Below are 25,609 nucleotides of genomic sequence, written 5' to 3'. Positions count from 1 at the left end.
ACATGATTAAATAGTTTTAATGTAGTCTTGCTTTCTTGTCAATTCTATTATTCTTTTATAATCTGGGTTTGATAGATCACTTATAATGGTTTGTGCGTCTAGTTTTGCTTGTCTTAATATTTTTTCATCATTCTCAATATCACCGAAAATAAAACTAGGTAAGCCTGATTGTCGTGTTCCTAAAGCATCACCCATACCACGCATTCTTAAATCAATCATCGATAATTCAAAACCATCATCATGAGTTGATAAAGATTCTAATCGTTGTTTACTTTCCTCTTGATCACTACTGCTCAATAAATAGCAAACACCCTTAGTCGTTCCACGACCTACACGTCCTCTTAATTGATGAAGCGTCGCTAGGCCAAATTGCTCAGCATTATAAATTATCATCGTATTCGCATTATGAACATCCACACCAACTTCTATAACTGTTGTACTTACTAGAATATCAATCTTACCTTCTACAAAACGATTCATGATATCTTTTCGTTGGTCATCATTGATTTTTCCATGAATCATTTCAACAGTATAGCCAGAAAATACGTTTGATAGTTGATCGTAGATACCTTCAACATACTTTACATTAGGTCGTTCACCTTCTGATATAGCTGGACACACAACATAAATTTGACCCTTGTTCTTCACAACGTTTGTAAGCTCGGATAAAATTGTTCGAATTGAGTTTTCCGGTATTAAATGTGTTTCTATTTTTTGTCGATGACTTGGATAACTAGCAATTGTACTTACATCAAGGTCAAAGAATAGACTTGTTGCTAATGTTCGAGGTATTGGTGTTGCCGATAACATTAATGTATCAGTCTTCTCACCTTTTTGAATCATTGCTTGTCTTTGCTTCACACCAAAACGATGTTGTTCATCAATAATTACTAATCCTAGCTTGTTATAGACAACGTCTTCAGAGAAAAGAGTATGAGTACCTATGATCAAAGAAGGTCCACTTTCTTTAATCTCAGCGATTCTTTCTTCACGGTTTGCTACTGACTGAGCAAGAACGTGACATTCCATATCTGGAAACATCTTTTGAAATGAGCGTACATGTTGGTACAGTAAAATATCTGTAGGAACAAGAAACGCCACTTGATAACCTGCTTTGATTACAGCAACTGCTGCTAAGAAAGCAACAACGGTCTTACCAGACCCTACATCACCTTGTAATAGACGGTTCATCTGTTTCTGCGAATGAATATCATCAAGAATATCATGCAGTGACTCTTCTTGGTCACTCGTGAGTGTATATGGTAAGTTATTGAGTTCATTCTGAATCATTTGAATTGAGACATTCTTTGCAATACCAAATTCATGGGTATTTGAATTTAAAGCGACATGAAGATGATATCTTAAAAATTCTTCGTATTTTAGAGTTCTAAGCGCTCTGTGAACGTCATTCATGCTATTTGGTGTATGGACACCTATCATTGCACTTCGTCGATTTTCGAGCCTGTAATCCTTAATAAACCTATCCGGGATAATATTAAGAATTTCTAGTCCTTGAAGAAGCTTCTTAATGAGTCGAACGATTTCATAGTTTTTAATACCAGCTTTAAGAGGATACATAGGTTTAATGCCAAGATTTTCTTCAAGACTCGTATTTGTAACACTTTTCGCAACGATCGATCCATTTTTTGAAACTGTTCCAATTACAGTTATGCCATTGTTGTAATTTCCAGCCTTTAAGAAAGGTCTATTGAAGATGGTTACTTTAATTACTTCCCCTTCGACGAAAACCTGGAAATGCGTCATAACTTGCTTACCACGTAGACGAATATGTTGGAATCCTGACATTAGCTCACCAAAAAAGACAAGATTATCTCCTTCTTGCCATTGTTCAACAGGTTTATTTTCTAAGATATCATATCGGTAGGGTGTGTGGTTAAGAAAACTAGTGGGACTATCATAGCCTAGTGAATCTATAATGTTTTCTTGTTTCGGTGTTAATTTAGTCATTGAGATTTAGAAAAAAAGGGCGAGAACGCCCTATTATTCAACACCAATAATGTAAGAGTAAACAGGTTGCATACCCTCAATAATTTCAACTTCAACATCATAATTAGATTCAATATAATCTACAAGACCTTGTGATTCTTCACTATCTACACCTTCACCAACGATTAATGTAACAAGTTCGCTTTCATCAAGAATTAATTGTTTTAATAATTCTTTAGTAAGAAGAACGCGATCAGAGTTTGTAGCTACGATATCTTTCTCAAGAATTCCAATGAAGTCATTTTCATGAATTTCAATAGATTCAAATGTTGTGTCTTTAATTGCATAAGTTACTTGACCTGTTCGTGTATTGGATACAGCTGCAAGCATTTCTTCTAAGTTATCATCAACATCAATATCAGGATTAAACATGACACATGCTGATAAACCTTGAGGAATTGTTTTTGTTTCGATAACACGAATGTCTTTTTCTGTAAGAATATCTTGTGCTTGTTTTGCAGCCATAATAATATTTGAGTTATTTGGCAAGACAAAGATGTGATCAGCATTGATCTTTTGAATTACCTCAACGAAATCTTCAGTTGAAGGGTTCATTGTTTGACCACCACTGATAATATATTCAGCACGAAGTTCTTTAAACATTTCAACAACTCCCTCACCTGCTGCAACTGAAACAATTGCATATTTTGAATGAGGAGCTGATTCTTTTTCAATTTGTTGATCTAGAATTGTGTTATGTTGTTCTGTCATATTCTCAATCTTAAGTTTCGCAAACTCACCGTATTTTTGTCCGATGTTTAATGCGTTACCTGGTGTTAGAGTATGAACGTGAACTTTAACGATATCTTCATCAGTAACAACAACTAGTGAGTTACCAATTGCTTCTAATTCAGCACGTAAGATATCTTCTGAGTATGCTGCTGGAGCATCATCATTTAACTTAACGATAAATTCAGTACAGTAACCAAATTCATCATGTTCAAAATCAGTAGCTGCAGTATGCTCTACTTCTGCACCATCTAAGAGTTGGATTGGTTGGTCTTTCAATTCTGCAAGAAAACCTTCCAAAACTGTTACGTAACCTTTTCCACCACTATCGACAACACCCACTTCTTTAAGAACAGGTAAAAGTTCTGGAGTGTAATCAAGTGAATCGTTTGCTTCTGCTACAAGCTTTTCAAAGAATTCAATGACTGTGATTTCTGGATTAGCATCCACGTAGAATTTTGTTGCTTCAGCACTTTCACGTAATACTGTAAGGATTGTTCCCTCAACAGGACGCATAACTGCCTTATAAGCTACAGTACGACCATTAACAAAAGCTTCTGCTAATTCCGGTACAGTTACTTCATGTTTATCTTCTACAGATTGAGCAAAACCTCTGAAAATCTGTGACAAGATAACACCCGAGTTACCACGAGCTCCCATAAGAAGACCACGTGATAATGTTTTCGATAATTGACCAATGTGTGATGTCATAACTTTACGAGCATCATTAAGACCACTAGTAAAAGTTAAGTTCATGTTTGTTCCTGTATCTCCATCAGGAACAGGGAAAACATTCAATGCATTGATTTCATTGTGTTTATTTGTGAGGTTATTTGCCCCACTTTCTAACATACGTAAAAAAGTATCTCCATTTATTGTCTTCATTACTTCATAACCTTAATACCTTGAACAAAGACATTAATAGCATTTATTTTTTGCTCCAATGATTTTTCAAGCATATATTTCGCTTTCTTTTGCACTTCTAAAACAACTTCTGAAATTTTAACGTTATAACTTACAATGATATAAACATCAAGTTCATATCCTTCTTCACCGTTACGAACGATGACACCTTTAGAAAAGTTTTCACCTTTTAATAATTCGACGAGTCCGTCTTTAAATACTTGCTGAGAAGCCATTCCAACAACACCATAACTTTCAGTTATGACACCACCAGCTAGCATTGCGATCGCATCATTGGAAACAGAAATCTTTCCAAATTCATTCATTTTTTCAATCGCCATATTCTCTCCTCCTTATATTTTATTCACACGGTCCAGTATTTACCGTTTGAGAGTCTTCGTTAGGACCATATTCTAGAAAATAGATACACCTGTTTTCTTTAGGTGCTCTCTCTATAATACTAGCATAATCTTTCAACAATGGTAAATCTTTGATCCTAGAAAATACATAATAATTGTTATTCATAACTAATTTAAGTAAAGTTTCATCATATTTAGAAGGCGTTGAATGAACCTCTGAAATAGAATACAAAACTTCACTATCTAATTTTGCGAAAATATTAAGGTTATCTTTATTAAGTAACTCTTCCTTTAACCCAATAAATAAGGGAACTCCGTTAATTGAATGCAGAGTATCTGGGGTTACTTCCCTCTTTGATCCGTCCTCATAGAGTAACTGCGTTACTTCACCACGAGTATAGCCAACAACCTTTTTTTCATGGATAACAACATTAACAATACCTTGTCTATAATAAATACTTGTATCGATTGTGTCAACCCCAATCAAGGAAGATGCTTTGGAATTCAAAGTAAATGGAAGGTGTGTAATAAGTCGCTTTCCAACGTGTAAATTTAACTTTTCAACTATTTCACTTTCGGGAACAGTAGAGTTTCCGGTAATACGTACTTGACGAATTCGAGTCATGTCGCTTTTGTCAAAATAGTACATTCCTGTGATTATTGCTACAATGATTAAAATTTTGAAAAGACGACGATAAACGATTCGTCTTTTTCGACGTCGTTCGTTTTTCTTGCGTTTCTTAATCGAAGTTTTAACATGTGTCATTGAATCAGTTCCGTAGTTCTCATCATACACAAGCACTCACCACCTTTTCAACAAGCTCTGCTATATCGTTTGCTGCATTAGGTGTCGCTAATTCTTTGACATTATAAGCAATGATATTAAGATGTTCTTTATCAAATAACAATTCCGGTATCATTGTGTTTAACGTAGTGTCATGAATATCCTTTTCTTCAATCATCGCGCAAGCATCTTTATCAAATAATGACTTAGCATTATAGAATTGATGGTTATTAGCAACGTGAGGACTTGGTATTAAAAGTGAAGGAATTCCAAATGATTGAATCTCTGCAATTGTTGATGCTCCAGACCTACAAACAATCAACGAAAGTACTGGAAGTAAAGCCTTTTGATCAACAAAACCAGTAACAACCACATTTTCATGAACTTCACCTAAGTCTTTTTTAAATGATTCGATATTTAATGGTCCAGTAGTAATAATTACTTGATAAGAATCATCATTAAAATTTTGAACATATTTCTTGAATTTATCATTCATTGATGTTGATCCTTGTGAGCCCATTACACATAATACAATAGGTAAATCCTCTTTAAGTCCAAGTCTTTTTATTTCATCTTTAGAATCAATGACTTCATGAATTAATGAAGCACGAGGATTTCCTAAATAATGAACTTTATCCATGCCTTTAAAGGCTTCCTCATAACATGTAATAATTGCTTGAGCTCGTCCAGCTACCATTTTATTAGCTTTACCTGGAAAGGCGTTTTGTTCATGAAGAATAAGTGGAATATGTAGTTTACTTGCTGCAAATGAGACGGGTGCACTAACATAACCACCAAATGCAACAACTACATCAGGTTTTAGTGTTTGTAAATGTTTTTTAGCCATTTTAATAGCTTTAAACTGAGATAAAACAGCCTTAATTTTATCGATTTTACTTCCTTGAAGACCTTGATTATGAATCGCTAAAAAAGGATATCCTGCATCGGGAACGATCCATGATTCCATTTTATGATCATTACCGATAAAGACAACATCATGACCGCGTGCCTTCATGGTATCTGCGAATGTAATAGCAGGATAAATATGTCCCCCACTACCGCCTGTAACTACACAAATTTTCATAATCTACTCCTCAAATAAAAATTGCTGAACATCAATTTTAAGATGTTGGTATGCCTTTTCAGTTGCAACTCTACCTCTTGGTGTTCTATTAATAAATCCTAATTGTAATAAATACGGTTCGTAAACGTCTTCTAAAGTCATCGTTTCTTCTGAAATAGATGCTGCTAGTGCTTCAAGACCAACAGGACCTCCATTAAAACGTTCAATAATACCTTTGAGATAACGAATATCGACATCATCTAAACCTAAGCTGTCAACTTTAAGTTTATCAAGAGCATGTTGGGTAATATTCAAATCAACTAAATTATCATTAAGAACCTGTGCAAAGTCACGAACACGCCTAAAAAGCCTGTTCGCAATACGCGGTGTTCCACGTGAGCGACGAGCGATTTCTACAACAGCATCTTTATTAATCTCAGTATCCATAACGCGTCCTGTACGCGCAACGATTGTCTCAAGTTCATCTTGAGAATAATATTCAAGTTTAGAAATAATACCAAATCGATCACGTAGTGGACTAGATAAATCACCAGCACGTGTAGTAGCTCCCACAAGAGTAAATGGCGGAAGATCTATTTGAATACTGCGTGTCGAAGAATCTTTTCCGACAACTAGATCGAGTGTAAAGTCTTCCATTGCAGGATAAAGAACCTCTTCAACAACTTTAGGTATCCGATGGATTTCATCAATAAAGAGAACATCTCCTGGTTCTAAACTTGATAATATGGCCGCTAAATCCCCACTACGCTCAATACTAGGGCCACTGGTAACTTTGATACCTGTCCCCATTTCATGAGCAATAATGTACGCTAAAGTCGTTTTACCAAGACCTGGTGGTCCATAAAAAAGTAAATGATCAAGCGTTTCATTACGATTTTTAGCAGCCTCAATAAAGATTCTTAGATTATCTTTTAATGCATACTGTCCTATATACTCATCAAGAGTTGCAGGTCGTAATGATGTTTCATAATCTGTTTGATTATCTACATTATCAGCTGATACGATTCTTTCCATCAATTATCCCCTCTTTCTTGAATTCAGTAATTGTAACCCTTTTCTAATTAATTCCGAAAGCTCTGAATTGGAATCAAGGCTCAATTCGTTCTTTATCGAATTAACTTCATTGCGTTTAAAACCTAAGTCAATAAGAGCTTGTAATGCTTCATCAACAACAGGAGAAACTTTACTTGCCTTCTGACTTGTGTCTGCCACAAATTTCCCTCGTAGATCAAGTAAAATTTGAGAAGCAGTTTTAGCACCAATACCTGGTAGTTTTTTCAAATAAGCAATATCTTCTTGATCTACAGCACGAATCAGTTCGTCTGAACTTGACTTGCTAAGAATAGCTAGACCTGTCTTAGGTCCAACTCCTTTCACACTGATTAACTGCATAAATACAGATAGCTCTTGCTTATTTTCGAAGCCAAAAAGAACGATGGCGTCTTCACGGACATGTTGGTATGTGTGAATAACAATCGTTTCATTTTGTTTAATTGTTTCAGGTCTTGGATAGAAAATTTGATAGCCAATGCCCTGATTATCTACTACGAGATAATCAAGTCCAACATCAGCAACTGTTCCAGAAATATATGCAATCATAATATCACCTGTTCTTATTCTACCATACCTTCATCAAAAATAAATTGTACATCGTTAAGAATTATCGTGTCACCGTCTTTTACACCTTCATCACGAAGTGCTTGATCAACACCATATCGCTTCATGGCGATACCAAATTGTATTGATGACGCTTCATCTTCAAAGTCAAATTGACGGAAAGTTCTCTCAACAAGATCACCAACAACACGCCAAGTATTTTGATTAATTCTTTCGATATCAAAGTTACGTTTAGGTGCTTCATACTTATAAACAACTGTTTGACTTTGTTCTGTAACAATATCTTCAACATGTTCATCAAGTATATCTGCTACACGATAGAGAAGTGAATCAACACCTTCTCCTACCATGGTAATAAGTTCAAATACTTCAACCTCTGGGTAACGTTCTTTGAAACGTTCAAGATTACTTGCCGCAATATCTAAATCCATTTTATTTGCGACTACCACCATTGGTTTCTTCATAAGTTTTTCGTCATAGCGAGATAACTCATGGAGAATTTGTTCATAATCCTCAAGAGGATCACGACCGTCTTCAGCACCCATATCAACCACATGAATAAGTACTCGTGTACGTTCAATGTGTTTTAAGAAAACATGACCTAAACCTTTTCCTAAGTGAGCATCTTCAATAAGTCCTGGCATATCTGCCACAGCAAATGAACGACCATCTTTGGTCTCAGCAATTCCTAAATTTGGAACAATAGTTGTGAAATGATAATCAGCAACCTCTGGTTTAGCTCTTGTTATTACTGATAGAAGTGTTGATTTACCAACTGATGGGAAACCAACAATACCAACGTCAGCAAGCAATTTAAGTTCAATCTCAACTTCGATTTCTTGCCCTAGTTCACCTTTTTCTGCATAGTGCGGAGCAGGATTATTAGGAGTTGCGAAACGTGTGTTACCACGACCCCCACGACCACCATAAGCAATTACTTCACGTTGTCCATGACGTGTCAAGTCAGCAATAACAATGTCTTTCTCAACATCAGTAACAACGGTTCCCACCGGAACTTTAAGAATAATATCCTCGGCACCACGGCCATGCATTTTTTTATTTTTACCAGCTTGTCCATGAGTTCCTTTGATGACACGATTATATCGTAAATCAAGCAAGGTGGACTTGTGTGAATCCGCAACAAAAATGATGTCAGCACCTTTACCGCCATCGCCACCATATGGACCTCCCATAGGAACATAAGCTTCGCGACGGAAAGACGCCATTCCATCGCCACCATCACCAGCAATTAGTTTTATTTTAACGCGATCTACAAACATAGCATCATCCTTTCAATGAAAAATCCCCAATAACTGGGGATTCTGTATTAAGCAACTGGATAAACTGAAACGCACTTGCGACCTTTTGCAATACGTTCGAATTTAACAACGCCATCGACTTTAGCGAATAACGTGTCATCACCACCACGACCTACATTAGTTCCTGGGTGAATTTTTGTACCACGTTGACGATATAGAATTGAACCAGCTGATACGTTTTCACCATCTGCAGCTTTTGAGCCAAGACGTTTTGAATGTGAATCACGACCGTTCTTTGTTGATCCAACTCCCTTTTTCGAAGCGAATAGTTGAATATCTAATAAGAATTTCATCGTACATCCTCCTTTTCGTTTATTGTAATGTATTCTGAATTACTAAATTCAATTGTTTTTAATTGAATAAGTAGAAATTCAAAGAGTTTTTGATTTAATGTATTTTCATTTTTTATATTGATTTCGACAAGTGGTTCTGAAGTTAATGACACTTCAACTGTATCATCTAATGTATCAAATCCATTTAAAGCACCTGTTAATACAGAGCTCACACCAGCACAGACCAAATCAAATCCTGGTTCACCAGAATAAGCATGTCCACTTGCTTTGAGATGACGATATACACCATCTTTTGTCGTAATATCAACGGTAATCATATTATCCTGAGATAATATCTTCAACAACTAAACGTGTATAAGGTTGACGATGACCTTGTTTTTTACGTGTTGAACCTTTTTTAGATACATATTTGAAAATTGTGATTTTCTTGCCTTTACCTTGTTTTTCAACTTTAGCAGTAACTGTAGCACCTTTTACATATGGAGCCCCAACTTTTAAAGTACGGTTTTTAACAGCAACAACTGTATCAAATACGACTTCTTCACCTTCTTGAACATCTAACTTCTCAACAAAGATAGTTTGACCTTTTTCAACAAGGATTTGTTTTCCACCAGTTTCAATAATTGCGTACATAGTACACCTCCTTCTTTTGCCATAAGACTCGCCATATAAGGTGGATTGAATCACTTTAACCTTATCTGTGCGGTTGTATGTCGATTGGACATGCAACTTACGCCTTTTAATGCTTTAATATTATAACTTATTAGCATAACCTTGTCTAGTAAATTATATTATTAATTATGATTGCTCTTTTTACGTAACAATTCTTCTATATATTACCATATTCTGGAGACAAATTCATGAAAATGCCTATAGAACATATGTCTATAGGCAGTCTTTTAATTTTTAATAAGATCTATCGCATTCAGTTTTGTTCCTGATGCGTCAATAATTTCTAAATGCACATGTGGATATGTAGTTGCTCCCGTCATTCCTACACTACCAACACGAGTACCTTTATTCACTTGTGTACCAACGGTTAATCCAGAAACATTAGCCATATGAGTGTAGACCGATTTGTATCCATTCGCGTGAAGTATTGTTATGTAGTTTCCTTCACCCCCATTTGCAAAGGCACTCTCAATAACTTTGCCACTTTCTATTGCATAAATAGGCATATCTACAGCTTCGGAATTATTGTAGGAGAAATCTACTCCTTGGTGCCCTGGGTAACATCCATACATACAGAGCACATATGAATCATCACCTAGTGGAGAGCGGAAGCTCAGCACAACTTCTGGTTTCTTTTCCGGTTCTTTTTGAGGAGTCGTTGCAACTGGCTTATCTACAACTTTTTCTGGTGTCTTTTCTATCTCAACTTTAGGTGCTTCTTCTACAGGCTCAGATGGTGTTGGATTTTCCTGATTCGGCTCTTCCAACACTTGTTCCTCTACCACAACATCTACAAGATCATCCTCTGGTTCTTTATGTTCTGATTCTGGTTGCGTTAGTACTTCAGGATTTGTTTCTTCCTGTGGTGTATTTGCGTGTATTAAACCACGGGTTAATAAACCAATGCATAGAGTTGAAATTAATGCTCCAACTAATACGATATACTTTAATTTCTTTGATAGTTTCTTTGGATTCATAAACCTCTCCATTCTTTTAATTACTTTTTTCTGTTTCATTGAAAAACTAGGTGTTAGGCTGTATCCATCGTTTGATGATTGGGTAGCCACATCAAGTAGCAATTCCGCATAACCACGTTTCTCAATGTTAGATAACTCGCTTGCAACGATTTCATCACAAGACGACTCCATTAAATTTGTAAGCTGATGTTTCGAATAGTAAACAATAGGATTAAACCAATGAATATTACAAATAAGTTGAGCCATTACTTTAATAAACATGTCAGATCGTTTTGTATGAATAATCTCATGTTTAAGTAAGTATTCAAAATTTGAATGATTCTTTAGATTATTTGGTATGTAAATTTTCTTATTTACAATACCGAAGGCAAATGGACTCATCGTGGAATTAATGAAGAATATCTGGGTCTTTGAATTCTCAAGTTCATAAGAACTTGAATCGATTGAATTTTCAAGCTTTCTAAGTCTATATGAGATGAGAATGTATCGTGCTAGAGTCGTGAATACTAATGCTAGGCTTACAGAAAGGTATATGTTTCTCGGTGTAAAGGCATTTAACTCTGTGTGATAGACTTCTTCAGTATTTATAGGTAATTGATTACTAGGAAGCTTTTTAATTTCACTTTGAATAACTGGTGCATTTATTGTTTCGTTAACACGTTCTACATGCAGCACTTGTTCTGTTTTTATCTGAGGTAATACAAGAGTGATTGGCAAAATGAATAGTATCATTGAGGCAATCGCAAGTTTGTATTTAATTTGCTCACTTATTTTGTTTTTGAAAATAAGAATTAGTAAATAAATAGCAACTGATGTAAATGAAGCGACAATCGATATATGTATCATTATCTCTAATAGTTTATTCATTTTGTCTTCAACCATTCTCTTAATTCATCAATTTCAGCGTTAGTAAGGCCATCTTCATCAATCAAGGTCGTTATCAATCCACTCATCGACGACATTTTTAAATTACTTACGATACGCTTTGCTTCCATTGAAGCGACCTCATCTCGTGTGATAATCGGCGTATAGTAATTAACTCGGTGTCTTTTTTCAATACTTAGATAGCCTTTATCAACCAGTCTTGTTAAAAACGTCTGTACTGTCGTAATTTTCCAGTCATTGGTTTCGCTTAACAGTTCCTGGATTTCTTTTGCAGTATATTGTGACTCTTTAAGCCACAGTAAATCCATGATTTCTAGTTCTGATTCACTTATTGATTTTAAAGTTTTCATACAGTCACCTACTCCTTGTAGTTTTAATACTACGTCATGTAGTTGTTAATGTCAAATTAAAGAGCTTCTATTACAAAGCTCTATTTCTACATAACTTAATTTCTTTTAACTACTCTTCGATTCAAATACTGTCTTTACGTACAGTACCAGACTTTTCTTTTTTGCCTTTTCTATTCTTAGAATCTTCTTCACTTAATCTTAGGGTGTAATAGAACCTTGAGCCCTTACCAAGTTCTGATTCAACTCCATACTTAGATCCCGTTGCTTCACAAATTGCTCGAACAATAGAAAGACCTAAGCCTGAGTTAGAACCACTACGACTATAATTCTTATCTATTTTGTAATAACGATCCCAGATATTACCTATAATTTCTGGTGAGATACCCGGACCCTTATCAATGACCGATATTTCTACTTCATGAGTATTTTTTAATATATGCGCTGTAACACCTATTGTTTTATCGTCACCAACATATCGAGTCGCGTTATTTACAAAGTTATAAAGAACTTGACCCATCTTTATTTCGTCAGCTTCTACCATAATAGATTCATCCACGTCATTAATAAAATTAATATCTAAAACTTGGAAAAGACTGAACGTACTATCTACTTGTTCTTTTAGCTGATACTTCGTCTCTTTAACATCAAAGACTTTAGATTCATATTTTGACAAGGTTAACATATCGTTTACGAGACGTTCCAAATGATTTGCTTCATCAACAATAATTCCCAAGTGCTTTTCTCGCATATCCTTATCATCACCCGAAATATCTTCAATCATTTCAGCGTACGCTTTAATCATGGTAAGTGGTGTCTTAATATCATGACTCACGTTAGCAACCAAGTCACGACGCAGTTCATCAGTCTTCCGGAACTCATCCGTTGCATAGTTTAAGGCAGATGAAAGAGTCTCAACTTCCGTATACTCTCGTTCATCAAAGGAAACATCCAAGTCCCCTCGCGCTAATCTCTCGGCTTGTTTGGTAATCTTAGTTATAGGTTGCGATAACCTTCTTGATAACACAAAGGTTACCAAAGTAGCTACCGAGAAAACAACTAAAGCCACGAGTCCAAATTGTCTTTTTAATACATAGACTGTAGAATCCAGCAATTCTATCGGAGTATTAATGAATACATAGTAGTCGAAATCATCGACTGTAATCATTTTCCCATAGAAATACATACCTTGTTCAAATATCTCGCTATTAAATCGAATTGAGAAATCATTGGTTGCTGAATTGTTAACCATTGATATGTATTCTGTAACTGCACTGGACGATAAGTTTGTGATGTGACAATTATTACCGTTTTCAGCTGCTAAAAGAACACGATACCCTTGGTTGTTATAGATAACACCACACATGTTTTCTTGTGTTAATGTCTTAGATATCGACTTTTCTGCAGCAGAAAAATCGCCTTTAGCTAATTGTCTGTTGATTTCAGTAACAGTTGATTGAATTAGCTGAAAACGATTGCGTTCGTAATATGGACCAATAAACGATATTTGAAGCATCCATAGAAACAACATCATGAACCCGGTTAAAATTAAGAAGTAAAACCAGATTCTAAATGCCATATTTTTAGTTAAGGACTTCAAACTTGTAACCTGTACCACGTACAGTTACGATATAATCACGATAAGGTCCTAGATTCTGACGTAACATCTTAATATGTGTATCTACCGTACGGTAGTCGCCATAGTAATTATAGTTCCATACTTTATCAAGAAGAACATCTCGAGATAAGGCTTGATCTTTATGTTGAATTAAAAATACGAGTAAATCAAATTCTTTTGGAGTTACATTAATACGTTCTCCATCAACAATTAAGTTTCTACCTGTAATGTCTACTTCCAATCCACTAAATGAATAGACAGAATGTTTTAATCCTTTGGATCGTTCAGCTACTGCTTTAATACGAGCCATTAATTCACGTGGAGAGAATGGTTTTGTGACATAGTCATCAATTCCTAATTCAAAACCTAACAGCTTATCAAACTCTTCTTGTCGTGCTGAAAGCATAATAATAGGAACATCTTTGATTTTCTTAATTTCTCTACATGCTGTGAAGCCATCAACATTAGGCATCATGACATCGAGTACTACAACGTCATAATCTTCATTTTTAATCATTTCTATTGCTTCAGCACCATCAGATGCTTGTTCACATACTAATCCAGATGCTTTTGCATACTCATGCGCAACATCTCTAATTTTTTCTTCGTCATCTACTATTAAAAATTTAATCATAATTTCACCTCTTGTGATATTCTTTATCATACACGATATAGGTACTAACTTTCAAACTTAAGCATGTCATTCACAATGAATGAGCCTTCTTTACGATAATTTCCCTTAATTAACACAAGATTTCCTACAGCTAGAATATCTTTGGCTTTTTCATACACATTCGAGAAAACCACAGCTTCAATACTACCTGTATCATCACTACAAGCAATAAATGCCATCATCTGCCCATTCTTAGCACGATGTGTCTTTACCCTATCAATCATTGCGATAACGCGGTACGGTTCATCTCTTTTTTGAATCGTTGCTACAGAATCAGTGTTATGTTTCTGTTTAAGACTTACTGCAGGATGTTGGGAGAAGTAAATACCTAGGACATCATATTCATCACTGAGGTCTTGACGTAAATTATCAGCTACTTCAGTGAAAAGTGGTTCACTCACTAAATCAAAGTTTAAATATCTTTGATCAGCCTTTTCTACTTTTATTATTCCTGCATATTGTAATGCTTCATCAAGTGACTGAATCATTGATGGCCGATTGTAACCAAAGAAATCAAAAGCACCAGCTTTAATTAGAAGTTCAAAATGACTCCTCTTAATACCAACTAAATTTAAGCGACTGATTGCGTCATAATATGATTGGTAGTGGCCATTTTGTTTGCGTTCTTCAATAATAACTTGCGCAATATTCTTAGAAACCCCTTTAACGAGCGTTAAAGGAACTCTTAGCTTATTATCTTCAATTGCATAGATATTTGTACTTTGAGATAAATGTGGACCTAAGACAATATGATTTCTTCTTCGACATTCATCAATGTACTGATTGGTTTTAGAATCGCTGCTAATAACACTTGTAAGTAAATATGCATAGAAAAGCAGTGAATAATTTGCCTTTAAATAAGCCATTTGATAACTAATAAGACCATATGCAACCGAGTGAGATTTATTGAAACCGTAGTTCGCAAACTTCTCAATCAACGCAAACAAAGCTTCTGCAAGCTCGGAACTGTGTTGATTTGCAATACAGCCTTCAATAAACTCTTGCTTCATACTTCCAAGTTCTTTAGCATCCTTTTTACCCATTGCTTTTCTAAGAATATCAGCACGAGCAAGACTAAAGCCAGCCATAACTTGGGCAACCTGCATGATTTGCTCTTGATATATTAGAACTCCATAGGTTGATTCAGTAATTTCTTTAAGGTTTGGGTGAAGATACGTAACTTTATCAGGGTTATTTCTCGACTCTAGATACAACGGTATGTTTTCCATTGGACCAGGTCGATATAAAGCAATAGCATCAACAATATCTGTAAACTGTCGAGGTTTCATTTTCCTCAATAAGTTTTTCATTCCATCTGATTCTAGTTGAAATATCCCAATCGTGTCCCCTTGTGAGATTAGAGAATATGCAGCTGCATCATTTAAGGGTATATCCATGATACTAAACTTCTTATGTTTATTGATATCACGAACAATGGAATCAATAATAGTTAGGTTTCTAAGTCCTAGAAAATCAATCTTTACCAATCCTATTTCTTCCAGATGAGTCATATCATACTGACTAACATCCATTGCATCTGGCATGGATAGTAACGGTACGACATCAAGCAAAGGTACAGAAGATAAAACAATACCCGCAGCATGTAGTGAAGTATGTCGCATTAAGCCTTCAACAGATTTACTTACTTCGAAGACCTGTTGCAAGCTTCTATCTGCGTTAATACTTGTTCTAAACTTTGGAACATTATCATAATTTTCTTGTAAGGTATCCGCAGAAATTAATTTAGTAATCGTATCAACCTTACGGACTGGTATTTGAAATACTCGACCAACATCACGAAATGCTTGTCTGGCTTTCAAGGTTCCAAACGTAACAATATGAGCAACATGATCGTGTCCATATTTTGAAATCATATAATCAATAACATCCTGTCGTTTGTTGTCAGGGAAATCTATATCGATATCTGGCATTGAGATACGTTCCGGATTAAGAAAACGTTCGAAAAGAAGTCCATATTCTAATGGATCAACTTCGGTAATACCAAGGCTATAGGCAACTAGTGATCCGGCAGCACTACCACGTCCAGGACCGACATAGATTCCTTCTTTTTTTCCATAGCGAATCACATCATATACAATTAAGAAATAGTCAGTAAAAGACATTCCATTGATAATAGATAGTTCATAAGCCAGACGTTTTCTATAGGTCTCTGTAACTTGATTTTTGAGTCGTCTTGACAATCCAAACTCACTAAGTTTTGTTAAGAAGACAGCATTGTCTGCTTCTTGCCCAGTATCAAAGCGTGGGAGTCTTGTCGTGATTGCAAAAACATCAACGTTACACATGTCAGCAATGACCTTAGTATTTTTGATTTGAACCTCAGAATAACGTTCTGACATAATTTCAGGTGAATAGAAGTTACGATTTGGTGCGGACACAAGTGTTTTGTCATCAATAAAGGTACCCTTATCAATGGCTTGAACTACACGGTATGTTTCTTCATCTTCTGGTTTTTCATAATATACTTTTGAGAATGCAACAACATCAATATCTAAAGACTCTGATAATCTCTCTAGAACTCGATTCGATTCTCTAAAGAAACTGGACTCTTGGTGTGATAAACCAACAAATAAATGAGGGAATTTTTCCTTTAAATCCATTAACACACTAACCACTGCCTCATTGTCTTGTGATAGCAATGAGGCTTCAAAAGGACCGTTCTCTGAGTGAGCAATAAAAATTACATCATTTCGATAAGGCGTGATATCCTCTAAGGATATTTTCCCATCTTTACTTAGTTTGTAAGATAAGGTCATTAGTCCTTGATATCCACGATTGTTTTTAGCAATTAATGTTGAGGTGTAATCTTCTATAGTGACTTCTATTCCGAAAATAGGTTTTACCCCTGCCTTTTCGCAAGCTTTCTGGAAATTGAGTGCACCAAAAAGGACATGATAGTCTGTGAGTGCTATCGCAGACATATCATGTTCCTTTGCAAGTCTTACAATTGTATTAACATCCATTAATCCACGTAGTAGTGAATAGGAGCTTCTAACATGTAAGTGAATCATACTTCCCTTTCATTAAATATTAATTTTCGCTTGTATATCCGTTAGGATTCATACTTTGCCAACGCCAAGAATCAACACACATTGTATTTAAATCTCGTTTTGCTTCCCAATTTAATTCATTCTTAGCTAAACTTGGATCAGCATAACAAGTAGCAATATCACCAGGACGTCTTGCTTCAATTACGTAAGGAATTTCTACCCCTGACGCTTTTTCATATGCCTTAACGATATCTAAGACAGAATAACCATGTCCTGTTCCTAAGTTATAAACTACAAGTCCAGAATTTTTAGCAAGCGCTGAAATTGCAGCAACATGTCCTTCTGCAAGGTCTACAACGTGAATATAGTCACGTACACCAGTTCCATCATGGGTATCGTAATCATTACCAAAGACTGATAATTTTTCACGTTTACCAACTGCAACTTGAGCAATATATGGAACAAGATTATTAGGAATACCTGCTGGATCTTCACCAATCAATCCACTCTCATGCGCTCCAATTGGGTTAAAGTAACGTAGTATTACAATATTCCATTCATTATCTGCAACATAGATATCTTTGAGGATCATCTCTGTCATAAGTTTTGTAGAACCGTAAGGGTTTGTTGTTGATAATGCAAAATCTTCGGTAATTGGGTTTGTGATTGGATCGCCATACACCGTTGCTGATGAACTAAATACGAAGTTTTTTACATTATGCTTTCTCATAACATCTAAAAGGTTTAGTGTACCTGAAATATTGTTTGTATAATATTCAATTGGCTTTGAAACTGATTCACCAACTGCTTTGTAAGCAGCAAAATGAATAACTGAATCCACTGTTTCACGTTCAAAGACATCATTGATTGCTTCATAGTCTTTCAAATCGACTTCATAAACTGTCAATTTGTGTCCTGTGATTTTTTCTACACGTCGAATCGATTCTAAACTTGAGTTTGAAAAATCATCCACAATAATAACCTCGTGACCACCTTCTAATAATGATACACATGTATGACTTCCAATATATCCTGCACCGCCTGTAACTAATACTTTCATAGATTTTCTCCTATCCTAATCCAACATCTAATAACATCATGATTGCAAAACCAATAAGACATCCCACTGTAGCTATATCTGTACCAGAACTTCCTCCACCAGCATGGGCTTCAGGAATCAGTTCTTCCACAACTACAAATATCATTGCACCTGCAGCAAACGCAAGCGCAAAAGGAAGAATAGTTTGCATCCTAACAACCGCTAGTGCTCCTAATACACCTGCAAAGGGTTCAACGATACCAGAAGCTTGACCATAAAGAAATGCTTTCCTACGGCTCATCCCTTCTCTTCGTAATGGAATTGATACAGCAGCCCCTTCTGGAAAGTTTTGAAGTCCAATACCAATACCTAAAGCAATTGCTCCTGCTAGAGTCGCACTTGGAAGACCTAAAGCTGCCGCACCAAAAGCAACACCAACCGCTAGACCTTCTGGGATATTGTGTAAGGTAATTGCCAATACCAGAAGAACCGAACGTTGCCATCCAGTTTTAATACCTTCTGCTTGTGAAGTCTTTAAACCTAAGTGTAAGTGAGGCAACACTTTATCTGCTAAATAGAGAAAAGCTCCTCCACTCAGAAAACCAAGCGTTACAACAACTAATGGGTTCTGATTTAAATTCTCAGTCATCTCAATAGCAGGTGCTAACAGTGACCAAAAACTTGCTGCAATCATAACTCCAGAAGCAAATCCTAACATTAGATTTAAAACCTTCTTGTTAATCGTTTTAAAGAAAAATACAGTAGCTGAGCCTAAAGCAGTAACAGCCCATGTAAATAATGTAGCTAACAGGGCTTGAACAACTGGGCTAAGGCTTATAAACCATTCCATTCAACGACCACCCCTCCGTTTGTATTATTATATCATGTGAATGTCATAATTATCGACAAAATATAGAAAAAGAAGACTATGCAGTATAGTCTTCTAAGCTTCTCTTTGCTAAATCTTCAATTACCGATAAAGCTTGGTCGCGTGTAAGTCCGGAAACTCCTGAAGCAAGACGATGTCCGCCTCCTCCATAGCTCTCCGCAATGTCGTTAATTGTATTTCTGCGTGAACGAATAGACACTTCGAAATTCTCATCAGTATTCTCTGTTATTACAACCCAAATATGGAACTCATCCACATTGGACATCATATTAACTTGAGCTTTAACATCCTTCCAAGATACTCCTAAGGAATTTAACTCCTCTGCATCTAAGAATAAGTATGCCAAGTTATTTTTAACTTTAACATGTGACATTAATTTCGCTTTTAATTCAAAGATAAAACGAGGTTGTGTAAAGAGCTCTTGTTGGATCATACTAATGTTTGCACCTTGGCTTACTAAGTATGCAGCAGAATCAAGAGTTTTACCTGAGGTTTTCTCAATTGAAAAACGTAAGGTATCTGTCAAAATTCCACTAAGTAGCATTTTACTAATCTCTGGTGTAAATGATTTATCCATCTCACGCAAAAGATCTGTTACGATTTCACAAGCACTTCCTCGGTCAATATCTACGATCTGTAAGTCGCCATACTCGTCAACAATAAGGTGATGATCAATTTTGATGATTTTATCGCCATATTGATAACGATCATCGTCAACTCTTGGTCTATTTGCAGTATCTACAACAATAGCCAAGAAGTTCTCAAGTTCATCAACTTGATCCATCGCATCATAAATTTCATAATTGTGATCATCACTTCCAAGAGCATAAACAGTTTTCTCAGGATAGTTATGACGAATCCACTTAACAAGCCCTAATTGTGATCCTAGTGCATCGCCATCTGGGTTTACATGGCGAAATACAGCAATAGTATCAAATGACTCAATATAGTTTTGAAGTTCTTTAGTTTTGTTCATTGTGAATACGGAATGCATCTCGTGCAATCATCAATTCTTCATTTGTCGGAACAACCCAAACTGCAACTTTAGATTCTGGAGTACTTAACAATACTTCGTCACCTCTTGAGTTTGCATTAAGTTCTTTATCGTAAACAATTCCCATACCTTCAGCAATAACATCAAGAACTGCTTCACGTGTTCCACCATCATTTTCTCCAAGTCCTGCTGTAAATACAATTGCATCTACATGTCCTAATTGAAGAGCATAAGCACCCACGTATTCTAAGACACGTTGAGCATACATTTTACGAGTTAATATAGCACGTTCATTGCCACTTTCAATAGCATTTTCAATATCACGAGCGTCACTTGAAATTCCACTAACCCCTGCCATTCCTGATTTCTTATTGAAGATATCAAGAACTTCTTCAGCTGTAATATTTAATTTACGCATTAGATATGTAACGATTGCTGGATCTAAATCACCAGTACGAGTACCCATGATTAAACCTGCTAGAGGAGTAAAGCCCATAGATGTGTTAACACATTTACCATCTTTAACAGCACTTGCTGAAGCACCATTACCTAAGTGCAATGTAATAACATTAAATCCTTTTTCATCACGTCCCATAAGTTCTGCTGTACGTTTTGATACATAATCATGAGAAACACCATGAGCACCATAACGACGTACTGCAAGATCAGTATAGTAATCGTATGGTAAAGCATACATAAATACTTCTTCTGGCATTGTTTGGTGGAACGCTGTATCAAATGTAAAGATATGTGTCGCATCTGGTAATGCTTCTTTGAATGCATAATAACCTGTTAAGTTAGCATGGTTATGTAGTGGAGCTAAATCGATTAACTCTTCTACTTTTGAAATTGAGTAATCATCACAAACAACAGAACCTGTGAAATATTCACCACCATGAACAACACGGTGACCAGCGGCAATAATTGTTGAAAGATCAGTTACAATTCCTTTTGAAACTAAACCTTCTAAAACAAGATCTGCAGCTACTTTGTGGTCTGGAATATCAAGAACATTTGTATCTTTCTTTCCATCGTATTTGAAAGTAATAATTGAATCATCCAATCCAATACGCTCTACAATACCATTTACTAAAACTTCTGCTTCAGGCATTTCTAATAACTGAAACTTTAATGAACTACTTCCTGCATTTATTGATAATACTTTACTCATAATTTCCTCCTTGTATAATCATTCAGAATGCGATCGACTTCTTTATTTTCAAGATATGTAAGGTCATCAATCAGTGCCATACACCCTAATTTTAATTCATAATCTTCAAGCAAGCTCAGTGTTCGACTAAGATTATCGAATACAGCTGCTCGACTAATCCCTAATATATCAGCGATTTCTTGGTAGGATAAATCGTCATGATAATAGTATTGGAAAACTTCTTTTTGCTTTTCAGTTAATAATGTATCATACAAATCAAATAAACGATTATTGATTATTGTCTTTTCAATGTTCATTAATCAATACCCACAAGATTTTGTAGATATGTTTCGATATCAAATGGTCGCATGTCTTCCATTTTTTCACCTAAACCCACATAACTCACTTTAATTCCAAGTTCATCTTTAATACTTAAGAGAACCCCACCTTTTGGCGAACCATCAAGTTTTGTAACAATTAATGAATCAACAGGCGTTACTTCGGTGAACACTTTCGCTTGTGATAAGCCATTTTGACCAGTATTACCATCGATTACAAGATAGGTATGATCTACATGACCTACTTGTTTAATGAGGACACGTTTCATTTTCTCTAGTTCGTTCATGAGATTGGTTTTGTTTTGCAATCTTCCTGCACTGTCACAGATCATGATATCAAAATCATGTTCCTTTGCATATCGAGCCGCATCAACGTAAACAGAAGCAGCATCTCTACCTTCTTCACCACCAATAAAGTCTACACCAATCGTATCAGCCCAAACTTTAAGTTGATTACTACCCGCAGCTCTAAAAGTATCTCCTCCAACAAGTAGAACTTTTTTACCTTCGATTTTGTAACGGTGCGCAATTTTTGCACAACTTGTTGTCTTTCCAGATCCGTTAACCCCAACAACTAAGATGACATTCAATCGGCCATCGACAGTTTCGAACGGTTCTATGTTTTCACCATATTGATTTAACATTACTTCAACAAGTGTTTCTAAAGCTTCTTCTTCACTCATTGAATTCATAACTTTTTTTCTAAACGACTTCATAATCTTCTGACCACTCTTTAAAGAAACATCTGATTGTAATAAAGTTGCTAAAAGATGGTCAAACCAAACATCGTCAAACGTCGGTTTTCCAGTAAACATTTCTTTAAGTTTTGAACCAAATGAAGCTTTGGTTGCATTAAGACCTGTTTCATACAGAACTTTGTCTTCAGGTTCTTTTTTCTTTTTCCATCGATCAAATAAGCCCATTATGCATCCCTCTCTTTCATTTCAACAGCATCTTCAAGTCTAACTTTCAACATGGATGAAACACCCTTTGTAGGCATTGTTACACCATAGAGTACGTCTGCTTGCGCCATAGTACCTGGACGGTGTGTAATAACAATAAACTGTGTATCATTACTGAAGTTACGGATATAGTTAGCGAATCGTTCAACGTTTGCGGTGTCAAGAGCAGCTTCTACTTCATCAAATATACAAAGTGGAACATGTCGTGCTTTTAATATTGCAAACAGAACCGATATAGCGATGAGCGATTTTTCACCACCAGAGAATAAACGAATATTTTGCACCGATTTCCCCGGAGGCTGTACATCAATATCAATACCCGTATTAAGTAAGTCATTTTCATCTTCCAATACGAGTCGAGCACGACCACCACCAAATAATGCACTGAACACCTCTGGTAATTCATGGTTAATTCGATCAAACATATCTTTGAATTGCGTTACCATGATATCATCCATTTCTTCAATAATACTTAGCAATTTATCACGTGATTCTTTCAAATCAGCAAGTTGCTTGCCATAAAATTGGAAACGTTCATTAGTTTCTTCGTACTCTTCTGGAGCTTCAAGGTTAACATTACCTAAAGCATTGATTTCATTACGAAGTTTCATTACCTCTTCACGACTCATCTCAGCAGACTCATCATAAACATTTTCTAATGCATAGTCATACGTCATACGATATTCTGAAGAAAGTCGTTCTAGACTTGATTCTAAACGTGTATTGTTCTTGGTTACTTCAAGAGCACACTCATGTCTTTTTTGCGTCAATTTATTGAGGTCTTGACGATACTGACGAATAAGAATTTCTTTTCGTTGAATTTCTTGGTTAAGTCCTTGGCGACGTTCTCTCATTAACGCAATATTTGTCGTTAACTCATCACGTTGCATATAAAGACTGTTTAATTGAACGACAACATCGTCTTCTGTCTTCTCTGCGTCTTCAATCTCTTGATCAGGATTCAAGTCCTCATATTCTTGTTTAAGACGTTCATATTTCGAACGTTTCACTTCTAATAAAGGTTCGAGTTGCGCTAAGGCAATACGACGTTGCATAAGAATATCACCAGCATCTTTATGTTCTGTAGATAAACTATGATTTTGGTTTTCTTCTAAGATTAATGAATCTTTTGCAATTCGCAATTCGTTTTCTAACTGTTCTTTATCACGTTTAAGTGTTAGTGAGGAAGTATTGTTTTGACGATTACGTCCCCCACTCATGATCCCACCACGGTGAATAACATCACCATCTAAGGTAACAATCTTATAGTTGTGTTGAACTCTCTTCGCTAAAACGTTGGCATTCTCAATGGTATCTACAACCATTACATTACCAAGAAGACTATCACGTAAATCATTATAGACTTCACCATTACTTGCAAATTCACTTGCTACACCTAAGTAACCTTTAGCATGATTTGCAACGAGTAAAGCATCTTGATTAACGTATCGCGGCTTGGAAACTGTTAAAGGAATGAATGTAGCGCGACCGGCACGGTTGTTCTTTAAGAAGTTAATCGCATTAACTGCAGCTTTATCATCATCAACTACTAAATGCATTAAAGCTCCAGCGAGTGCGGTAGTAATTGCTGTCTCATAACCTTCAGAAACTTCAAAAACGTTACTTACTGTATCGTGTACACCAAATAATGATTGTTTATTATCCATGATTGCTTGTACACCATGGTTGGATTCGTACGGTCTTTCTAGTCTTGAACTAACTATATCCAAACGACTTGATAACTGTTGAATCTTACCTCTCAAATTAGCAATTGATTGTGCTTGATCTGCCATCTTACGATTTCTTTCGTAACTCTCTTCAACAAGTAATTCAACTTCTGCATTGAGTGATTCATGGCGTGATTTACGATCCTCATATTCAAGTCGAGCATCATTAAGAAGCGCTAGCATTTCTTGTTGCTTCGCTTTTTTGTCTCCAACTTCGAGTGTATATTTACGACGCTCTTCAATTTCAATCTTACGAGATTCTAAAACACCAATTTCGCGAATAAAAGACATCATTGTTTCTTGAGCTTTGGATACAGCATGATCCATATCATTGAGCTCTTTCTTCATTGATTCGAGTTCATTATCGTAAACACCTTCGCTTGTTTCTAAAGAAGCAATTTCAGCATCCATTTTAAAGAGTTGACTTTGTGTTTCTTCATTAGCTTCAGTTAGGTCTTTAATATCACGTACTAAAACCGAGACTTCTACAGCCTCGAGCATTGACTTCTTATCCTTATATAACAAAGCCTTTTTAGCAGCACGCTTGAGAGAATTTACTTGACGTTCAATCTCATCAACGATATCTTGCATTCGTTCCATATTTTCTCGAGTTCTCTCGAGTTTATTAATCGATTCAATTTTACGTTTTTTATATTTAGAAACACCTGCTGCTTCTTCAAAAATCAATCGACGATCAATTGGTTTTGCTTCAGCAAAGTGTGAAATGGTACCTTGCGAAATAATCGATAAAGAATCTCTACCAAGACCTGTATCCATAACTAAATCATGAATATCTCGAAGACGACATGGTGTCTTATTGATTAAATATTCTGACTCACGTGTATCACGATACAGACGACGTGTAACTTCTACTTCTTCGTAGTCACTATTTAATGCTCTTTCTTCATTATCGAATACAAGTGTGACTTCGGCTAGATTAACTTTTCTTCGGTTCTCAGATCCGTTAAAAATCACATCCGTCATACTTGACCCACGCATTGACTTAACAGATTGTTCTCCTAGTACCCAACGTATCGCATCACTAATGTTACTCTTTCCACAACCATTAGGTCCTACTACCCCTGTCACTGGATCATCAAAATGAATGATGACTTTATCTGCAAAAGATTTAAATCCTTGCATTTCAATTTTCTTGAGGAACATATTTACCCCCATTCTACCTAAATCATTATAGCTTAAGTCACCATAAAAATACAGACAAACTGTGCTAA

Annotated in this window: 23 protein-coding genes and 1 other annotated feature; all 23 genes read right to left on the bottom strand. The window is 35.8% G+C overall.

The annotated features are described in order from the left end of the window. Positions 1 to 6: 6 nt before the first annotated feature. Positions 7 to 1,968 (bottom strand): ATP-dependent DNA helicase RecG, encoded by a 1,962-nt coding sequence (locus tag G7059_RS06360; protein WP_166081250.1) that lies wholly within the window; start codon positions 1,966 to 1,968, stop codon positions 7 to 9. Positions 1,969 to 2,001: 33 nt separating this feature from the next. Continuing rightward, positions 2,002 to 3,621 carry a DAK2 domain-containing protein gene (locus G7059_RS06355; protein WP_166081249.1) on the bottom strand — a complete coding sequence of 540 codons (1,620 nt, stop codon included), beginning with the start codon at positions 3,619 to 3,621 and terminating at the stop codon, positions 2,002 to 2,004. Continuing rightward, positions 3,621 to 3,980: an Asp23/Gls24 family envelope stress response protein gene (locus G7059_RS06350; RefSeq protein ID WP_166081248.1), complete on the bottom strand. Its 360-nt coding sequence runs from the start codon at positions 3,978 to 3,980 to the stop codon at positions 3,621 to 3,623. Before G7059_RS06350 ends, G7059_RS06355 begins: the two co-directional genes overlap by 1 nt. A gap of 19 nt (positions 3,981 to 3,999) precedes the next feature. Continuing rightward, positions 4,000 to 4,794: a cell division protein FtsQ/DivIB gene (locus G7059_RS06345; protein WP_166081247.1), complete on the bottom strand. Its 795-nt coding sequence runs from the start codon at positions 4,792 to 4,794 to the stop codon at positions 4,000 to 4,002. Then, the gene (gene murG, locus G7059_RS06340; protein WP_166081246.1) at positions 4,787 to 5,866 is read right to left on the bottom strand and encodes an undecaprenyldiphospho-muramoylpentapeptide beta-N-acetylglucosaminyltransferase; all 1,080 of its coding nucleotides are present in this window, start codon (positions 5,864 to 5,866) and stop codon (positions 4,787 to 4,789) included. Before murG ends, G7059_RS06345 begins: the two co-directional genes overlap by 8 nt. A 3-nt stretch (positions 5,867 to 5,869) precedes the next feature. Further along, entirely contained in the window at positions 5,870 to 6,880 is a 1,011-nt protein-coding gene (gene ruvB / locus G7059_RS06335) for a Holliday junction branch migration DNA helicase RuvB (protein WP_166081245.1), read from the bottom strand. A 3-nt stretch (positions 6,881 to 6,883) separates the two neighbouring features. Then, positions 6,884 to 7,465: a Holliday junction branch migration protein RuvA gene (ruvA, locus tag G7059_RS06330; RefSeq protein WP_166081244.1), complete on the bottom strand. Its 582-nt coding sequence runs from the start codon at positions 7,463 to 7,465 to the stop codon at positions 6,884 to 6,886. A gap of 14 nt (positions 7,466 to 7,479) precedes the next feature. Then, positions 7,480 to 8,763, bottom strand: coding sequence for a GTPase ObgE (gene obgE / locus G7059_RS06325; protein ID WP_166081243.1), 1,284 nt, complete (start codon positions 8,761 to 8,763; stop codon positions 7,480 to 7,482). A 47-nt stretch (positions 8,764 to 8,810) separates the two neighbouring features. Beyond that, the gene (gene rpmA / locus G7059_RS06320; protein WP_166081242.1) at positions 8,811 to 9,095 is read right to left on the bottom strand and encodes a 50S ribosomal protein L27; all 285 of its coding nucleotides are present in this window, start codon (positions 9,093 to 9,095) and stop codon (positions 8,811 to 8,813) included. Then, positions 9,092 to 9,412 carry a ribosomal-processing cysteine protease Prp gene (locus tag G7059_RS06315; protein WP_166081241.1) on the bottom strand — a complete coding sequence of 107 codons (321 nt, stop codon included), beginning with the start codon at positions 9,410 to 9,412 and terminating at the stop codon, positions 9,092 to 9,094. The genes rpmA and G7059_RS06315 overlap by 4 nt, the downstream gene beginning before the upstream one ends. 1 nt (position 9,413) lies before the next feature. Next, complete coding sequence (gene rplU / locus G7059_RS06310) at positions 9,414 to 9,728, bottom strand: 50S ribosomal protein L21 (RefSeq protein WP_166081240.1); 315 nt, start codon at positions 9,726 to 9,728, stop codon at positions 9,414 to 9,416. Positions 9,729 to 9,742: 14 nt separating this feature from the next. Beyond that, positions 9,743 to 9,813, bottom strand: a sequence feature (ribosomal protein L21 leader region). Between the two features lie 181 nt (positions 9,814 to 9,994). Next, positions 9,995 to 11,611: a M56 family metallopeptidase gene (locus G7059_RS06305; protein ID WP_166081239.1), complete on the bottom strand. Its 1,617-nt coding sequence runs from the start codon at positions 11,609 to 11,611 to the stop codon at positions 9,995 to 9,997. Beyond that, a complete protein-coding gene (locus G7059_RS06300) occupies positions 11,608 to 11,979 on the bottom strand; it encodes a BlaI/MecI/CopY family transcriptional regulator (RefSeq protein ID WP_166081238.1) in 372 nt (123 codons plus the stop codon). Before G7059_RS06300 ends, G7059_RS06305 begins: the two co-directional genes overlap by 4 nt. A gap of 121 nt (positions 11,980 to 12,100) precedes the next feature. Continuing rightward, entirely contained in the window at positions 12,101 to 13,555 is a 1,455-nt protein-coding gene (locus G7059_RS06295) for a cell wall metabolism sensor histidine kinase WalK (RefSeq protein WP_166081237.1), read from the bottom strand. Between the two features lie 4 nt (positions 13,556 to 13,559). Beyond that, entirely contained in the window at positions 13,560 to 14,228 is a 669-nt protein-coding gene (locus G7059_RS06290) for a response regulator transcription factor (RefSeq protein WP_166081236.1), read from the bottom strand. 44 nt (positions 14,229 to 14,272) lie between these two features. After that, positions 14,273 to 17,299, bottom strand: coding sequence for a DNA polymerase III subunit alpha (gene dnaE / locus G7059_RS06285; protein ID WP_166081235.1), 3,027 nt, complete (start codon positions 17,297 to 17,299; stop codon positions 14,273 to 14,275). Positions 17,300 to 17,318: 19 nt separating this feature from the next. Then, positions 17,319 to 18,338 carry a UDP-glucose 4-epimerase GalE gene (galE, locus tag G7059_RS06280; protein ID WP_166081234.1) on the bottom strand — a complete coding sequence of 340 codons (1,020 nt, stop codon included), beginning with the start codon at positions 18,336 to 18,338 and terminating at the stop codon, positions 17,319 to 17,321. 10 nt (positions 18,339 to 18,348) lie between these two features. Next, positions 18,349 to 19,167, bottom strand: a complete 819-nt coding sequence (locus tag G7059_RS06275) for a ZIP family metal transporter (protein ID WP_166081233.1) — start codon at positions 19,165 to 19,167, stop codon at positions 18,349 to 18,351. A 76-nt stretch (positions 19,168 to 19,243) separates the two neighbouring features. Then, a complete protein-coding gene (locus G7059_RS06270) occupies positions 19,244 to 20,182 on the bottom strand; it encodes a bifunctional oligoribonuclease/PAP phosphatase NrnA (protein WP_166081231.1) in 939 nt (312 codons plus the stop codon). Further along, complete coding sequence (locus G7059_RS06265; RefSeq protein WP_166081230.1) at positions 20,169 to 21,371, bottom strand: acetate/propionate family kinase; 1,203 nt, start codon at positions 21,369 to 21,371, stop codon at positions 20,169 to 20,171. Before G7059_RS06265 ends, G7059_RS06270 begins: the two co-directional genes overlap by 14 nt. Further along, positions 21,368 to 21,667 (bottom strand): YlxM family DNA-binding protein, encoded by a 300-nt coding sequence (ylxM, locus tag G7059_RS06260; protein WP_166081229.1) that lies wholly within the window; start codon positions 21,665 to 21,667, stop codon positions 21,368 to 21,370. Before ylxM ends, G7059_RS06265 begins: the two co-directional genes overlap by 4 nt. Beyond that, complete coding sequence (ftsY, locus tag G7059_RS06255) at positions 21,667 to 22,611, bottom strand: signal recognition particle-docking protein FtsY (RefSeq protein ID WP_166081228.1); 945 nt, start codon at positions 22,609 to 22,611, stop codon at positions 21,667 to 21,669. Before ftsY ends, ylxM begins: the two co-directional genes overlap by 1 nt. Continuing rightward, positions 22,611 to 25,541: a chromosome segregation protein SMC gene (locus G7059_RS06250; protein WP_166081227.1), complete on the bottom strand. Its 2,931-nt coding sequence runs from the start codon at positions 25,539 to 25,541 to the stop codon at positions 22,611 to 22,613. The genes ftsY and G7059_RS06250 overlap by 1 nt, the downstream gene beginning before the upstream one ends. Between the last annotated feature and the right edge of the window lie 68 nt (positions 25,542 to 25,609).

The organism is Erysipelothrix sp. HDW6A (assembly GCF_011400295.1).
GTDB lineage: Bacteria > Bacillota_I > Bacilli_A > Erysipelotrichales > Erysipelotrichaceae > Erysipelothrix.
Note: the sequence above shows the minus strand (reverse complement) of the source record. Positions and strands in the feature narration are given on the sequence as shown.